Source organism: Paenibacillus sp. J22R232 (assembly GCF_056269165.1).
Genome location: NZ_JBWDNK010000002.1, coordinates 663490 through 677753, shown reverse-complemented (window position 1 = coordinate 677753; position 14264 = coordinate 663490). Strand labels below are relative to the sequence as shown.

At 45.9% G+C, this 14264-nt stretch carries 16 protein-coding genes and 1 other annotated feature; of the genes, 5 read left to right on the top strand and 11 right to left on the bottom strand.

What is annotated here, in order from left to right:
* Positions 1 to 169: 169 nt before the first annotated feature.
* Positions 170 to 385, bottom strand: coding sequence for a small, acid-soluble spore protein, alpha/beta type (locus AC0YN3_RS09325; RefSeq protein WP_475774807.1), 216 nt, complete (start codon positions 383 to 385; stop codon positions 170 to 172).
* Positions 386 to 519: 134 nt separating this feature from the next.
* Here AC0YN3_RS09325 and AC0YN3_RS09320 point away from each other — a divergent pair, with 134 nt between their 5' ends.
* Positions 520 to 696: a DUF5325 family protein gene (locus tag AC0YN3_RS09320; RefSeq protein WP_183559057.1), complete on the top strand. Its 177-nt coding sequence runs from the start codon at positions 520 to 522 to the stop codon at positions 694 to 696.
* Positions 697 to 732: 36 nt separating this feature from the next.
* Here AC0YN3_RS09320 and trpS read toward each other — a convergent pair whose 3' ends face one another.
* The gene (gene trpS / locus AC0YN3_RS09315; RefSeq protein ID WP_475775113.1) at positions 733 to 1722 is read right to left on the bottom strand and encodes a tryptophan--tRNA ligase; all 990 of its coding nucleotides are present in this window, start codon (positions 1720 to 1722) and stop codon (positions 733 to 735) included.
* Positions 1723 to 1785: 63 nt separating this feature from the next.
* Positions 1786 to 2046: a binding site (T-box leader), on the bottom strand.
* A 122-nt stretch (positions 2047 to 2168) separates the two neighbouring features.
* Between trpS and AC0YN3_RS09310 the strand changes: the two genes are divergently transcribed.
* Entirely contained in the window at positions 2169 to 3188 is a 1020-nt protein-coding gene (locus AC0YN3_RS09310; RefSeq protein ID WP_475774806.1) for a permease, read from the top strand.
* Positions 3185 to 4111: a TIGR03943 family putative permease subunit gene (locus AC0YN3_RS09305; protein WP_475774805.1), complete on the top strand. Its 927-nt coding sequence runs from the start codon at positions 3185 to 3187 to the stop codon at positions 4109 to 4111. The genes AC0YN3_RS09310 and AC0YN3_RS09305 overlap by 4 nt, the downstream gene beginning before the upstream one ends.
* A gap of 37 nt (positions 4112 to 4148) precedes the next feature.
* Here AC0YN3_RS09305 and AC0YN3_RS09300 read toward each other — a convergent pair whose 3' ends face one another.
* A complete protein-coding gene (locus AC0YN3_RS09300; protein WP_475774804.1) occupies positions 4149 to 4568 on the bottom strand; it encodes an O-methyltransferase in 420 nt (139 codons plus the stop codon).
* Between the two features lie 516 nt (positions 4569 to 5084).
* Here AC0YN3_RS09300 and AC0YN3_RS09295 point away from each other — a divergent pair.
* Positions 5085 to 6347: a methyl-accepting chemotaxis protein gene (locus AC0YN3_RS09295; RefSeq protein ID WP_475775112.1), complete on the top strand. Its 1263-nt coding sequence runs from the start codon at positions 5085 to 5087 to the stop codon at positions 6345 to 6347.
* Between the two features lie 83 nt (positions 6348 to 6430).
* On the opposite strand, the gene AC0YN3_RS09290 is transcribed toward AC0YN3_RS09295, so the two are convergent.
* Both AC0YN3_RS09290 and AC0YN3_RS09285 read right to left on the bottom strand, forming a co-directional pair.
* A complete protein-coding gene (locus AC0YN3_RS09290) occupies positions 6431 to 7234 on the bottom strand; it encodes a (2Fe-2S)-binding protein (protein ID WP_475774803.1) in 804 nt (267 codons plus the stop codon).
* Between the two features lie 89 nt (positions 7235 to 7323).
* Positions 7324 to 8208, bottom strand: a complete 885-nt coding sequence (locus tag AC0YN3_RS09285) for a fumarylacetoacetate hydrolase family protein (RefSeq protein WP_475774802.1) — start codon at positions 8206 to 8208, stop codon at positions 7324 to 7326.
* Between the two features lie 132 nt (positions 8209 to 8340).
* Between AC0YN3_RS09285 and AC0YN3_RS09280 the strand changes: the two genes are divergently transcribed.
* Positions 8341 to 9177 (top strand): polysaccharide deacetylase family protein, encoded by an 837-nt coding sequence (locus tag AC0YN3_RS09280; protein WP_475774801.1) that lies wholly within the window; start codon positions 8341 to 8343, stop codon positions 9175 to 9177.
* Between the two features lie 641 nt (positions 9178 to 9818).
* On the opposite strand, the gene AC0YN3_RS09275 is transcribed toward AC0YN3_RS09280, so the two are convergent.
* The 6 genes from AC0YN3_RS09275 to AC0YN3_RS09250 form a co-directional block, all read right to left on the bottom strand.
* Positions 9819 to 10475, bottom strand: a complete 657-nt coding sequence (locus AC0YN3_RS09275; protein WP_475774800.1) for a 3D domain-containing protein — start codon at positions 10473 to 10475, stop codon at positions 9819 to 9821.
* Positions 10476 to 10595: 120 nt separating this feature from the next.
* The gene (locus AC0YN3_RS09270) at positions 10596 to 11411 is read right to left on the bottom strand and encodes a CAP domain-containing protein (protein ID WP_475774799.1); all 816 of its coding nucleotides are present in this window, start codon (positions 11409 to 11411) and stop codon (positions 10596 to 10598) included.
* Between the two features lie 236 nt (positions 11412 to 11647).
* Entirely contained in the window at positions 11648 to 12334 is a 687-nt protein-coding gene (locus tag AC0YN3_RS09265; protein WP_475774798.1) for a peptidoglycan recognition protein family protein, read from the bottom strand.
* Positions 12335 to 12465: 131 nt separating this feature from the next.
* On the bottom strand, positions 12466 to 13302 hold the full coding sequence (locus tag AC0YN3_RS09260; RefSeq protein ID WP_475774797.1) for a DUF4097 family beta strand repeat-containing protein: 837 nt from the start codon (positions 13300 to 13302) through the stop codon (positions 12466 to 12468).
* Positions 13299 to 13856, bottom strand: coding sequence for an HAAS signaling domain-containing protein (locus AC0YN3_RS09255; protein WP_475774796.1), 558 nt, complete (start codon positions 13854 to 13856; stop codon positions 13299 to 13301). The genes AC0YN3_RS09260 and AC0YN3_RS09255 overlap by 4 nt, the downstream gene beginning before the upstream one ends.
* Positions 13853 to 14173, bottom strand: coding sequence for a PadR family transcriptional regulator (locus AC0YN3_RS09250; protein WP_183559080.1), 321 nt, complete (start codon positions 14171 to 14173; stop codon positions 13853 to 13855). The genes AC0YN3_RS09255 and AC0YN3_RS09250 overlap by 4 nt, the downstream gene beginning before the upstream one ends.
* Between the last annotated feature and the right edge of the window lie 91 nt (positions 14174 to 14264).

Below are 14264 nucleotides of genomic sequence, written 5' to 3'. Positions count from 1 at the left end.
AAGGCATAACGTACAAGCGTAATCGACTGTCGCCGTCCGCTGTGGCAAAAGCAGTCGTTTCGCGGAGATATATAAGTACATTTATATGTGAAAACATATAAATTCTTATATATTTAAAAAGCCCAAGGCAAGCCTTGGGCTTCAATTCATCATTGTGTATTAGAATCGATTAACGGGAACCGCCAGAAAGCTGTTGTTCAGCAATTTGGACTAGCTTTTTCGTAATGTAGCCACCTAGGGAGCCAGCATCACGCGTCGAAACATTACCGTAGTAGCCATCTTGAGGAATTTGCACGCCGAGCTCTTGCGCTGCCTCAAGTTTCAGTTGTTGTAGAGCTTGGTTTGCTTGTGGAACAACAAGTTGATTGCTTCTGCTTCCTGCCATAATGTATTTCTCCTTTCGTCCTCTGCACTTTGATGTGTGTTGCAAGCTTGCAAGCTTATTATGTGCACTGCTTCGGAAACTATTCTTAAACATTAAAAAATATATTGATGATTTGTTAAGGAGAGAAATTCACCGTGTCTAAGCCTCTTTCTTTGTTTTTTTCCGTGGTTGCTATTTTATTTATGAGCGCGATGGCAGTCTCCATCAGCTATAGCGGTTGGCTTGTTCTGTTATTTGGGCTGCTGAGCCTCTTCACGATTGGGGCTGGCTTTATTGTAAAAGCCCGTTTACGCAGAAAAAACCAGGGTTGACGCGATGCGTCCATCCTGGTTTTTTCGTTTCATTGACTAGCCGCGAGGAGAGAGGAAGCCCATCAGCTCTTTCACGTCAGCAAGCGTGCGGTCTGCTATTTCAGAAGCACGCTCTGCACCCTTTTTAAGAATTGCATGAATTTCTCCTGAGTTGCGGATTTCGTGATATCTGGCTTGCAGCGGCTCTATCACGGAGACAACATGCTCCGCAAGCTCTTTCTTGAATGGCCCATAGCCTTGCCCCTCATAACGAGCCTCAACCTCTTCAATGCTAATATTCGCGCAGTGCGAGTAGATTCCCATCAGATTGCTGATTTCAGGCTTATTCGCTGGATCGAATTTCACTTCGCGGCCGGAATCGGTCGTCGCTCTGCTAATCTTCTTGCGGATGACATCCGGCGGATCAAGCAGCGCGATGAAGCTTCCGACATTCGGATTACTTTTGCTCATTTTCTTGCTTGCATCGTCAAGCGACATAACGCGCGCGCCAACCTTCGGAATATAAGGCTCCGGAATCGTGAAGTATTGTCCGAACCTTGTATTGAATCGATGAGCCAAATCGCGGGTAAGCTCCAAATGCTGCTTCTGGTCGTCCCCAACCGGAACGAGATCCGCATTGTAAATCAAAATGTCTGCAGCCATCAGAGTCGGATAGACGAACAACCCAGCGCCGACCGAATCTTTGCCTGATGATTTATCTTTGAACTGCGTCATTCTCTCCAGCTCGCCCATATTGGCAAGCGTCGTGAACAACCATCCTAGCTCTGCGTGCGCGCGGACATGCGATTGGACGAACACGTTCGCTTTGAGCGGATCAATGCCGGCAGCTATAAACAAAGCCGCAACCGCCTCGGTTTGCTCTCTAAGAGCTGCGGGCTCCTGAGGAACCGAGATCGCATGCAGATCGACTACCATAAAAAAACATTCTTCCGTATGCTGTAATTTCACGAAGTTTTGCATCGCGCCAATGTAGTTGCCAAGCGTAAGCTGGCCGCTTGGCTGTATGCCTGAAAGGACCTTTTTCATCATGTACCGACCTCTTCCTCATTCATTATTAGGTTTATAAAAAAACACAAAAAATCCCCCGCCGCAAGGGACGAGGGACCGTGGTGCCACCCTAATTCGCTAATGGTACGCTTACTCAAGAATCAAGCGTTGTCTGGTACCCATAAGCCTTCTTGCTCCATAACGGGGAGCGTCCGTACAAACATCTTCGGCTTCATCCTCTGCCGGATTCCGTTCATAGGCTCCGGGGTCCATTCTGCATCGAAGCTTGCACCGGTTCGCAGCGACCACCGGCTCTCTGTGCGCAAGTCATTCAAGCTTACTTATCCCCATCATTGCATTTAAGACGATTATACCTAGGATATTTACAAAGTCAAGTCATGAAATAGTTGTCCTATTGTCGTATTCTCCGGCATAAGCTATACTGGTAATCGTAATCCTTACAAAGAAGAGAGGATACCTGAATCATGTTGAAATTTTTATTCCGCTTTGGTACCCCGCTGCTCGGCGTAGGCTGCCTGATCATGCTTGCGTTAATCGTTACCAACCGAGAATGGCCGTCGGAGCTTCTAAATGCTGCCAACCTGCAATCCTTTAAAATATTATTTATCAGCATTATATTAGAAGCATTTCCATTTATTCTGCTCGGCGTTTTATTCTCGGCTTTGCTTCAAGTATTCGTAACCGATGAACTGATTCAAAAATTCACGCCTAAACATCCGATTGCAGGCGTACTCTTTGGTGCTTTGCTCGGCATTTTGTTTCCATTATGCGAGTGCGGCATGATCCCCGTCGTCAGACGCTTGATTCGTAAAGGCATGCCGGCTTATATTGGAATTGTCTACTTACTCGCAGGGCCTATCGTCAATCCGATCGTTTATGCTTCAACCTTCACTGCCTTCAGGACCAAGCCCGAGATGGCCTACTCTCGAATGGGACTAGCCTTCGCGATCGCCGTCATCGTCGGTCTGCTGCTCTTTAAGTTCATGAAAAAAAGTCCGCTCAAAGCACCCCCTGCACTACATATGGCTCATCATGGCCACTCCCATTCGCATGATCACGGCGCAAATAACAAAGGGTTCAAGGGCCGGGTTGCCTCGATTTTGTCCCATGCTTCGGATGAGTTTTTCGAAATGGGCAAATATTTGATATTTGGCGCTTTATTGACCGCGGTAATACAATCCGTGATTGATCGCAATACGTTGGCCGCTTTTGCCGACCAGCCTGTATTCTCTTATGTCTTCATGATGGGATTTGCCTTTATTCTTTCGATTTGCTCGACATCCGACGCTTTTATCGCGTCCTCTTTCAGTGGCATGTTCGATTTCGGACCATTGCTCGCTTTTCTCGTCTTCGGACCCATGATCGACCTTAAGAACACGCTGATGCTGCTAACCACGTTCCGAGTTAAATTCGTCCTTGTCCTTATTGCATTAACAGCGGGGCTGACCTTTATCGGCGCTATGATTACGGAGGTGCTATTATGATTCATCATTTAATTCGAGCAGTTATCCTAACCGGCTTTGCCATGTTCATCGTTTACTTGGACCGGACTGGCGAAATGATGTTGTACATCGCACCAAGAATGGAGCTTTACGTCAAGCTTTCAGCTCTCGGCCTTTACGCGGCAGCTATTTACCAGATTTATGCCGCGCTCCAAAAGCGAATGGGCAAGCAGGTTCCTGATTGCGACTGCGAGCATGAGCCATCACCTTCTATCGTTAAAAATGTGCTCATTTACGGTCTATTTATTTTCCCGCTGCTGCTTGGCTTCCTCATCCCTACCGGAACGCTCGGAAGCGCGCTTGCATCCAAAAAAGGAATGAGTCTGTCGGGCAGCGCAAGCATCGAACGCTCTGACGCCATAGCCCCGCCAGCGCTTGAGAGCTCAGATAGCCAAGGTCTCATTGTTGATACCGAGGCTGCATCATCTAATGAAGAAGATGCCCTAGCGGGAAGCGGGATCGATGCTCTATTTCCCTATGACGAATATACGGAGACGCACGCTGCATACGGCAAGAAGCTTTACGAGCAGGCGCTGATCAGCGTGCCTGAGAAGCAATTTATTGAGACGCTTACGACGCTTGATCTTTACCGGGAAGCTTTTATGGGGAAAGAAATAGAAATAACGGGGTTTGTCTACCGTGAAGAGGATATGGGGAAGGACCGCCTGGCTGTCAGCCGCTTCGCCATGAACTGCTGCTCGGCAGATGCGCTGCCTTACGGTTTGATGATTAATTGGCCCAAAGCGCTTGATTACGTCGAAGATGAATGGGTTACCGTTAAAGGAACGCTAACCACCTCAACTTATATGGACAACGAAATTATCACATTGGATGCCATTAAGATGGAGAGAGTCAAAGCTCCTGAATCGCCCTATGTGTATCCCGATCTCGATTTCGGCCTATAGCAAAGAAAAAGCTGACGGTTGCCGTCAGCTTTTTCTTTTATTCATTTGACTGTCTATTGTTATCCCATAAATCATTTCGCTTCGGATAATAGCGCGAATTCCAATTAGCCATATTGTAGTTAGATTCGAAAAGTATGCTGGCTGACCATGAATTGGAGCTTGGGCGAACAGAGAAATCATATAAGATCTCACCATGCGTCCACTCCTGCCTGAATTTCAGTGATTCGATTGCCATTTGCTTGAAAGCCTGCACTTGCAAGGCAGATAGTCCCTTGTCCTCGACTTCGAACTTTCCGTTCCTGCTTTCAATGGGATGGTGCCTAACCCCGAACTTCCCGACTGCATTGTTTCTGATATGTATCAATACTGTTCCTGCAGTGGCATTAGTCAATTCTCCCTCGAGCTGGCGAAAAACAAATTCCACTTGGCGTGCGAGCGATGCCGATTCCGTTTGCATACAAATTATCCTCCTTTATGGTTTATTAGGTATGAGTTACCAATTAGGTCTCGTTTCATATTATATAGTTCTTTTCTATCATTTACAATATATTATTTTACAATATTATTGATTTAACGATTTTATTCGACTTTAAGTTTATTCTATAATGTATTTTTATTACATATTTAAATAAACCTTGCATGTGTCCCAGCAATTCCGAAGTCAATATGAATAATATGACCTATTTATTTCTCCAGCAGCAAGCTTGTCCCGTTTTGCTGAACAATCATCTTTTCATATAGGATAATAGGACCACCGCGCAACTATTAACATTAATTATCAAAAATATTTTTTGATTACCGATAATGGTATCATTTTCTATTTGTTATCACACCGAAAAACCGTTTGGTATTTTCCGAAAAGCCGCTTGCGTGCTTCAATTATTTATATATTTTGCAAATCGACAATTATAGACCAATTTCGCAACGGGTGCTATAATATGGATAATCTAATAAAAGGAGCGCTTACATAATGATCCAATGGTACTATTCGCTTTCTGTGCGCAATAAGCTGCTGATCACTTCTTATTTGAATTTAGCGGTGTTCGCCCTCATTATGCTTATCGTTTTATCCGTATCAGGTGGCTCGCTTGTTGCAGGCATCATCGTCACAATCATTATGGCAATCGCTACGCTCCCGCTCGTTTCCTTTATTGAGAAATCGATTAACAATTCCTTCGATGAGATTAAAGGAACGGCTCTTCGCATTTCGAAGGGTGATTTCACGCAAAAAATTGACACAACCTCATCCTCGGCATTAGGTGAGCTAGGCCATTCCTTTAACAGCATGATAGACAAGCTTCGTGACATACTGACGGAAACAACCAACATTATCCGTCACGTATCCGATACGAGTCACAGCATATTCGATAAAAACAACAATATCCAAATCGCCATGCAGCAGGTAGCAGCCTCCGCCAACGAGCTAGCTACTGGGGCAAACGAAATTTCCGAGGATGTCTCCGATATGAGCGAATCCATCACGGAGATCGAAGAAAAGGTTTCGGACTACGCGACCTCGACAAAAGAGATGAACACTCGCTCTGAGCAAACGCTGCAGCTCGTAGACAAAGGCATGAAGGCGCTCGATATTCAGGCTGAAGGCATGCGCCGAAACGTCGAAGCTACGGAAAAGGTATCCGCTACGATCGAGGATCTGGCTCGGAAAGCTCGGGGAATCAGTGCGATTACGACGACGATCTCCGATTTGGCTGAACAAACGAATCTGCTTTCCTTGAACGCTTCGATTGAAGCAGCAAGAGCGGGAGAGCACGGCCGCGGCTTCGCCGTTGTTGCCCAAGAGGTACGTAAGCTTGCCGAGGAATCCAGTGCTTCCACGAAGCAGGTTTTCAATCTTGTGAAATCCATCGACGAAGGAATCAAGCATACGATTAGCAATATGAAAACAAACGAAGAGGTTGTAAAGCTGCAAACCGAGCATATTAAAGAATCTGAGGTTGTTTTTACTGAAATCGTCCAGAGCGTTCAATTTATTACGGACAAAATATTTGTTTTCTCTCAAGAAAGCGATGCAATGCTTGAGAGCGCACGCAAAATTTCTGGAGCTATCCAGAACATCTCAGCCATTACGCAGCAATCCGCAGCAGGCACGGAACAGGTTTCTGCATCCATGAACGAGCAAATCTCATCCGTCCAAGCAGTAGTTGAGGAAACGGAGCGTATGCGTACAATGGCTGCCCAGCTTCTAAGAACGATCAATGTTTTCAAAATGAAATAAGCATCTCCACATAGGAAAAAGCCCATCATCTATTCCGCAGCAACGTGGATAGAAGATGGGCTTTTTGGCTTGAAGAGGCTCGTTTACGCTTGCTGCTTGGCTCTATATTCCAAGCGGCGCTCTTCGCGCTCGCTCTCCTTGAGCCTAGGACAGCTATAGCAATAATACCCGCCCTCAACATGGTAATACAAGCAGCATGACGACTTCAGCCGCATTTGTTTATCAGGATTATCCAATGATTCGGTCATGCGAAACTTTACGTTAAGCGGGTTTTTATTGCGCCCGAAGACTGCAGCGTCAAGCGACTTCACAAGCTCAAAATTCCGCTCCGCTTTTTGCTTGACCTGATCGGTCTCATTCATACCCATTATCCGGTCATACCCATAAGCAAGCGAAGTGGGCAATTGCCCCCATAACATACCGACCTGCAACGTACCTACCTTGGCGATCGATTCAAATACAGGAAGTACCGTATGCTCGAAAAATTCAATTATTTTGTCCTTTGTCCATTCTTCCTGCATGTGCTCAGTTGCCGAATCCAGAGCGGAATCATCCAAATACAAATTAGATGCTACATACTCATGTCCGTTATAGTCAGCCATATAAATTTGAACGGTTAAATTAGGAATCGATAAGTTCAATGTTTTGTCCCAAGCTGAAAGCATGTAGAGCAATCCTAACATCGGTCCGCGAAACCAGCCTGCCGCATACACCTCCGCTACAGATGGGTCATTTCCCTTCAAGATCGGATTGTACAGCTTCAAAAACGATCTCATTTTCTCCTCGTCCAGCAGCTCCGATACGGGGCAGCTAAAAATAGGATCTTCTTGTTTTTTGAACGTTAAATCAAAGTTGCTCTCCAGCAATTCCAGCATGGCTTCATTCATTGATGCGCCCGTCCCCTCGTAACAACCCAATTGCAAGCATTATTCATTATTCTTATTATACAAAACTCGATAATGATTATCAATTACAATTAAGTCATTTGAACCGTTAGCTTACCCAGCTGCTCAATGGCTACCTCAACCACGTCGCCTGACTGCAAATAAACCCTTTGATCACGGGGATAGCCAAGTACTACGCCCTCAGGCGTGCCCGTCAATATGATATCGCCAGGAACTAGCGTCATATGCTTGGATACGTAGCTGATGATAGCACTGCAAGAAAAAATCATATCCGATGTACTAGAATTTTGTTTTTGTATACCGTTCACGCTGCAGGAAATAGCCAAATTATCGGGATTATCCACCTCATCCGCCGTAACGATATAAGGCCCGATTGGTGCAAAACCGTCACAGCTTTTGCCAAGCATCCACTGCGATGTTCGCCGCTGCAAATTGCGGGCAGACAAATCATTCGCGCAGCTATAACCATATACATAGGTTAGCGCATCAGCCTCTTCAATATTTTTAGCCGTTTTCCCGATAATAATAGCCAGCTCTGCCTCATAATCCACCTCATTGCTAGTCAATGGAAGCTCGATATGATCACCATGTGCGCTTAAAGCATTCGCGAATTTGTTGAATAGAATAGGCGAAGTCGGGATCTCTGCTTTCGTCTCTTCTGCATGCTTGCGGTAATTCAAGCCAACGCAGATGATCTTTTGCGGGCGGGAAACTACGGGAGCATATGCAATGATCGCTTCATTTAAAACATAGGAAGGACTGTTCTCCGTAAGTGCAGCCGCACAAAGCGTCTCCACCTGCGCTCTTGCAGAATCCCCGCCTGCAATAGCAGACTCCATCGTGAAAGGGACAGGAAGATGAAGAGCCTCTGATGCTGCTTTTAAATCCACAATGCCGGCTTCCGTCTTCAACCCTAATCTTATTTCGTCAAAATGTTTGAACTGCAGTAATTTCATCGTACTACCTCCCTTATCCATCTTCTTACATCTTAAGCTTCTCTTATTTCCCTGTAAAGCGCATGAAAGTTTCGTGCAAGGGTAAAATAGCGGCACAGCTAACTTACACACGATTGCGGGGAAGGAATCAAGATGCATAAAAAAAGTTGGATAAAAGGCCTGCATGCCGCCGGAATTGCTCTGCTTGCGATTCTGCTGCTCGGTTCAACGACCGAATTAAACGCTCATTCCGCAAGTAATCCGCAAGATACATGGCAAGTAGAAGCACGGTTGCCTCAGAAAGAAAAAAAGAAACGGCGTGCGGCATCCATGTCTTGGGTGAAGCTGCACCAGCAGTATCCAAGCTCTTTTCTACTGAATGGCTCGCGGCAATCGAAGCGTGTAGCCCTTACGTTCGATGATGTGCCAGACCCCAAATATACGCCGCTAATATTGGATGTGCTAGCCAAATATGATGTCTGTGCTACGTTCTTCGTCGTCGGCAACCGCGCTGCCAAATATCCGGCAATCGTGAACCGCATACATAAGGAAGGGCATATCATTGGCAATCACTCTTATGATCATGCCGTATTATCTACCCTAACACTAACGGGCTACCAGAAGCAGATTTGGCGAACGGATGCCATCATACACCATATCATCGGATATTCGCCTCATTTCATACGTCCGCCTTACGGAGAGCTGCTGCCGCAGCAGGTTAGATGGAGCAAGTATGCAGGCTTCTCGATCGTCAATTGGGATGTTGATTCCGTCGATTGGAAGGACAATCCCAGCAGTGCTTTAATTATGAAGAACATAAAAAAAACGCTACAGCCGGGATCAATCATTCTTCAGCATGCTGGAGGCGGAATGAATCAAAACCTTTATGGCACTGTGAACGCATTGCCCAAGCTAATTCTCCTTCTGCGCAGCAAAGGGTATGAGCTCGTAACCTTGCCAGAGCTTCTTGGACAACCAGCTGCACGATAAAAAAGGAAATATTCCAAAAGGCATTCATTTGACGATGCAGCAATATAACCCGTTGTTATTTAGGCTAAACGGCAAGCTGCACATAAACTGTACATAAACTGTACATAAACTGTACATAAACTGCACATTTAAATATTCTTCCGATCGCCATTGCTCAGGGATTCCTTTGAATCAACGTAGAAAGGTTGGAATCCCTTCACAAAAACGAACGCTGACGCTTCTCCAGAATCATTTAAATGCTCCGTTTACCGATCCAATATACCCGTTGTTATTTAGGCTAAACGGCAAACTGCACATAAATTGCACATTTAAATGTTCTTCCGATCGCCATTGCTCAGGGATTCCTCTGAATCAACGAGGAGTGGCCCTAATCCCTTCACAAAAACGACCGCTAACGCTTCTCCAGAATCATTTTCATGCTCCGTATACCATTAACCTGTTACATAAGCAACAAAGAAACCTGTCCTTGTTAGTATGGAAGGCCACAATTTGCTGAAGTAAGCAGCAGGAGACCAAATTCAAAAAAACGGTGCAGAGATAATCCTCTGCACCGCTTTTTATGGCATTTTCTTCTTTTTTGAATGTGAGCTGTTTCTTCAGCGAGCGACCCCTTTTGAGTCACCCCCTATTTTCTTATACAGCTATTCAAGAATAAAAACTTTGACGTCTTGGAAGCCAAATGACATAGCTTGACTGGTCACGCCAGGAACGAAAATATCGATCCTATTGCCTTTAATCGAACCGCCGATATCTGTAGCGGTGGCGACCATGCCGCCTTGCGGCAGTCCATTGTAGTCATAGCCCGTAACGTATAGCTTCGTTCCGAGCGGAATCATTTTCGGGTCAACCGCAATCGTTCCGACTTTAAGTTTATCGCCGAAATAATCAACGGCTCCCCATTTGCCATTTTCTGAAGCCGCAGCCGTATATGCCGTTGCTTGAACGCTTATCGATTTGGAGTAAGCATATTCTTTCCCGTTTATCGCCGTTATCGTCTGAGCAGATGCATCCTCAGTTGCTTTCATGGCAACCGTCTTTTGGACTGCCCCTGCGGCAGCTGCCGCTTGTTTTGCTGCTACTGGAATGTTCAGCTTCAACCCTTTGTATATGTTCTGCGAACTAACCTTTGGGTTCGCTTTCATCAGCGCATCCACGGAAACGTTATATTGTTTGGAGAGCTTCCAGAATGTATCATTGTCAGTCGTTGTATGTGTTTTTGAAGCTGCGTCCACCGTGCCTGCCGCCATCATAACGGATAATCCAATCACGGCTGCTGCTAAAGTACGTCTTTTAAACATGCGGTAAATCCTCCTGTGCGTCCCCGAAGTTTCACAACTTCGAGAGCGTTATTGATAAAGAAGGTCAAGGGCGGCAGCCGCCCTCAACGAATTGCCGTAAAGCTTTTTATCATGCTTGACCTAGCCGATAAACATTTGTACCCATTCACCGTTTACATAGCCAACGCCGATTTTAGTAAAGTTATTGCTCAGAATGTTCGCCTTGTGACCAGCACTATTCATCCAAGCCGTCATAACGTCCTGCGGCGTTTTTTGGCCCGAAGCAATGTTCTCGCCTGCATAAGAATAAGTTACGCCGTAAGAACGCATCATATCGAATGGCGAGCCGTATGTCGGTGAAGTATGGCTGAAGTAATTGTTAACATCCATGTCTCTTGCTTTCTCCGTTGCTACTTTCGTCAGCAAAGCGTCACTTTTCAAAGCGGATAGTCCGGCCTTTGCACGTTCTTGGTTAACGAGGGCAATGACTTGCGATTGTATAGCAGTCAAGCTCGTTGAACCTGAATCCGTATTTCCAGAGCCTGTGTTTCCGGTTGTCGACCCACTGCCCGAGTTGCCTCCAGTCGTATTGCCTGTCCCAGTGCCAGGCTTTGTTACCGTACCTGTTCCGCTTCCAGTGCCTGTCCCCGGCTTCGTTACCGTGCCAGTACCAGTGCCAGGTTTTGTTACCGTGCCAGTACCAGTGCCAGGTTTTGTTGTACCTGTTTGGCTGCCGGTCGGCCATTTAATTGTACCGCCGTTCAAAAACGAGCTGATGTCTACTCCGTATCTATCTGCGATTTGCTTTATCGTATCTTGACTGATCGTAATGGTTTGAAAATTGGAGTATGTTTTCACAACCGGTGCTGCACTTGCTGATGGAGCTGTAAATCCTGCGCCGATTACCGTTGCTGCGATTATACCTGCGACACCTACGCGAATGGGTTGCATCTTCATGAATAATTCCTCCCAGAATAAGATAAGTTTTTTTATACAAAAGCGACCTGCGCTTCCTGCTGAATTCAGCGGCGCACTCGTTTTGTTTGCGTGTTGTTCTTCCCGACGCCACTTATCTTACCATGGGGTTTTGGCCGATTCATGACACAAAAACTGGCAATTGCATGAAAACAGCCCGCAAAACTGCACCGCTGCTGCTTTATGAGAATATGCTCATCAGCTGATTTGGCGCCTTTTTATAGCTGTCCGCTTGCTTTTCTGAGCTCATTGGCCAAACGGTGAATCTCTTCGCGCTCTGCTTTCGTTGCAGCTGCGAACCAAGCCGGAGACAACCATGTCGAAATGATTTTATTTGCATCGGAAGGGCTCATATCGATATCCCTCCAATCACGAACGAGCTCCAGAAACGAGGCTTTGTTAACCGAGCTTCCTGGGCATGTTTTGGCCGGATTCATTTCGCGGTGGAATTTAATTTGCGATTCCGGCAGCTTCCACTCCTTCGCAATATGGCTTGTCAGCTTAACGGCTGTGGCAAGCTGAGCTCCCTCGAGCGTTTCTGCTCCGGTATCAAAGTTTCCGATCATCTCGAACATGAATGGATGGATACGGTCATTGTCCGAATCATTATAACCAACCGCCGAGGCGGGGGCTTCAAGCAGCGAGCGGCCCTCCCATATATAGCCGTCCGGATCGATCGTCGCATGCTGGGCAATATCTCCCCAATTTTGGGTGACGGCGTGAAACCGCCACATTGCTTGGATGATTTTCATCTTGTCCGATGCTCTGCGGTAATCTGCAATCGTTGGCTTCCACGTACCATGTACATGAATCTGCGAGAATTTTACTTTCGTAAGAAAAGGCTTCAAATAAGAAACATACTCCGCATAAGTAAACCTACGGAAGTTTTTGCGTTCGACAGCCATCTTGCATCCCTTCCTTTCGGATGAACAGTTGTTACATTATATGCTGCAAATCGGATACCCGAGACGGCAGACATACAAAAAAGCAGGCTTTGGACAATATTGTCCAAAGCCTGCTTTTGCATTTTTATTTTTCAACGGTTCCCCAGCTTAATATTTCCGGTATCCGACTCTATGCTGATATTGATATCACCTGAACCGATAGAGCGTTCTACGGTGTTACCGGACTCCTTGTCAATCTCAAATCCCGACCAGTCGATCTGGCTTCTTCCCGTATCTTTTTTAATCTTAATTGATGCGGAATCGGGTTGTTTGTCGACATTGACCGTTATATTGCCTGTATCCGTATTGAAGGACACGTCACTCAGCAATTGAGCGGCATCCAAACGGATATTACCGGTATCCGTCTCGCCTTTGATCGTTCCTTCTCCATCCGTAAACGTCGCGTTCCCCGTATCCGTATCGAATTCGATCTGCTTGAAGCTGTAATTGGCAATGTTCAAATTTCCCGTATCCGCCGAAAGGAGCAGCTTGTTACCTTGGATTTGGTCGATATTAATCTTACCGGTATCCGACTCCACATCGAAGGTATCCCATATTTTATCCGGCAGTTCAATGGTCATTTTCAGGTTTACGATCGAAATGCCAAAATTAATGCCGTTTTTCGTATCGCCGACGATATAGAGTGTATCTCCCCTTTTATCTGCTTTGAAAATGATTTTATCCTTTAGCTTCTTACTAACGTTGCCTTCAAGTTTCATCTTTACATCCTGCGAATCACTGTGCACGAATGTAATATCAAAGGTATCTGTTTCCGCATGGATGGACTTAATATCGGAAGCATCCACCGTGATTTCATCCGTATAGGTATCACCTTTAAACTTAATCAGGTCGTTTTCATTAAAAACGAAAAACGCGCAGATGATACCGATTCCCAGCATAATGATTGCGATAGCAGCCAGCTTCTTCATTTGTTATTCCCCTTTACCATTCTTGTGTTGAATTTCAAATATTTTAACGTCATTTTATAGAACGAAGCCGTCAGCGCTTTTAATCCAATGAAAAGCAATATAGCGATAGCGGTTGTAATGATGCTTACAGTCAAAGCTTGTGGCATGCTGAACGTTTCATTGACAAGGCTCTCCGCAATAATCGCCAAGCCTGCAAGGCCGATGGATGCCGCAACCGCCCATAATGAAAGAATGACCGCAGCGAGCGCGAGGTATGGCCCCAATATGAATATAATGTTGAACAAGCCAAGACTTACTGTCGCGAACACCGCTTTCGACAGCTTACCGAAGCTGCTCGTGCTCTCTGCCTGGTCTACGCGGTAGCCTAGCAATATTTCGTTAGCGATCAGCTTTGGATCTCCGAGCTCAAGCGCAGCATCCTCTTCGCTCTGTCCGTTCTCGACCGCTTGCTGAAAGTGAATATAATAATCATAAAGCCATTCCTTGCGCTGCTGCTCCGGAATGATGGTGAGCATGCCTTCCAGTTCCAACATATATCTATCTCTCGTCGTCATGGCTTCAGACCTTCCTCTATAATTTCATTTACGGATTGCGTGAAGCTTTCCCATTCCGCAATCAGCCTGCGCATATGGCTCCAGCCCTCCTGCGTCAATTGATAATACTTGCGGGGCGGTCCCTCGTTGGATTCCTTCAAATAAGTGGAGAAATATCCATCCTGCGTCAATCTGCTGAGCAACGGATATACGCTGCCAACGGCTACCTCGAACTTCTCGGATATTTTGACAGCAAGCTCGTATCCATACCGGTCGCCTCTCGTAGCCAGTACGAGAACGCAAATTTCCAGCACGCCCTTTTTAAATTGGATGTTCATTCCCTGTCCTCCGTAAGCGAACGAACGAAACATTCGCTTCAAAATAAATAATATGATGCATCGTTTACTATTCATTAATACAGTATAGTTG

What these genes read in the sequence shown, in the direction of transcription:
- AC0YN3_RS09325 (WP_475774807.1), bottom strand. Translation starts at nt 385, where the DNA reads ATGGCAGGAAGCAGAAGCAATCAACTTGTTGTTCCACAAGCAAACCAA.
- trpS (WP_475775113.1), bottom strand. Translation starts at nt 1,722, where the DNA reads ATGAAAAAGGTCCTTTCAGGCATACAGCCAAGCGGCCAGCTTACGCTT.
- AC0YN3_RS09310 (WP_475774806.1), top strand. Translation starts at nt 2,169, where the DNA reads ATGTTGAAATTTTTATTCCGCTTTGGTACCCCGCTGCTCGGCGTAGGC.
- AC0YN3_RS09305 (WP_475774805.1), top strand. Translation starts at nt 3,185, where the DNA reads ATGATTCATCATTTAATTCGAGCAGTTATCCTAACCGGCTTTGCCATG.
- AC0YN3_RS09300 (WP_475774804.1), bottom strand. Translation starts at nt 4,568, where the DNA reads ATGCAAACGGAATCGGCATCGCTCGCACGCCAAGTGGAATTTGTTTTT.
- AC0YN3_RS09290 (WP_475774803.1), bottom strand. Translation starts at nt 7,234, where the DNA reads ATGAATGAAGCCATGCTGGAATTGCTGGAGAGCAACTTTGATTTAACG.
- AC0YN3_RS09285 (WP_475774802.1), bottom strand. Translation starts at nt 8,208, where the DNA reads ATGAAATTACTGCAGTTCAAACATTTTGACGAAATAAGATTAGGGTTG.
- AC0YN3_RS09280 (WP_475774801.1), top strand. Translation starts at nt 8,341, where the DNA reads ATGCATAAAAAAAGTTGGATAAAAGGCCTGCATGCCGCCGGAATTGCT.
- AC0YN3_RS09275 (WP_475774800.1), bottom strand. Translation starts at nt 10,475, where the DNA reads ATGTTTAAAAGACGTACTTTAGCAGCAGCCGTGATTGGATTATCCGTT.
- AC0YN3_RS09270 (WP_475774799.1), bottom strand. Translation starts at nt 11,411, where the DNA reads ATGAAGATGCAACCCATTCGCGTAGGTGTCGCAGGTATAATCGCAGCA.
- AC0YN3_RS09265 (WP_475774798.1), bottom strand. Translation starts at nt 12,334, where the DNA reads ATGGCTGTCGAACGCAAAAACTTCCGTAGGTTTACTTATGCGGAGTAT.
- AC0YN3_RS09260 (WP_475774797.1), bottom strand. Translation starts at nt 13,302, where the DNA reads ATGAAGAAGCTGGCTGCTATCGCAATCATTATGCTGGGAATCGGTATC.
- AC0YN3_RS09255 (WP_475774796.1), bottom strand. Translation starts at nt 13,856, where the DNA reads ATGACGACGAGAGATAGATATATGTTGGAACTGGAAGGCATGCTCACC.
- AC0YN3_RS09250 (WP_183559080.1), bottom strand. Translation starts at nt 14,173, where the DNA reads ATGAACATCCAATTTAAAAAGGGCGTGCTGGAAATTTGCGTTCTCGTA.